Consider the following 264-nt stretch of genomic DNA (forward strand, 5'->3'; position numbering starts at 1 on the left):
GGCGGAATGGCCTCCATCCCGCTCCCCTCCAACGAAACAGCCGAACTACTCGCCCCCTGGGACGGCCGACTCACCATCGCCGCCCACAACGGCCCCACCAGCACCGTCATCGCGGGCGACCACGACGCCCTCGACCAACTCCTCACCCACTGCGAGAACTCGGACATCCGCGCCCGCCGCATCGACGTCGACTACGCCTCCCACACCCACCACGTCGAACAACTCCGCGACCACCTCGCCCAACAACTCGCCGGCATCACCCCG

Annotated in this window: 1 protein-coding gene; it reads left to right on the forward strand. The window is 68.6% G+C overall.

The features are described 5' to 3' along the window. A partial coding sequence (locus tag OP86_RS32695; RefSeq protein WP_033334557.1) for an acyltransferase domain-containing protein occupies positions 1 to 264 on the forward strand: 264 nt, incomplete at both ends.

The organism is Streptomyces novaecaesareae, from assembly GCF_000716875.1.
Lineage (GTDB): Bacteria > Actinomycetota > Actinomycetes > Streptomycetales > Streptomycetaceae > Kitasatospora > Kitasatospora novaecaesareae.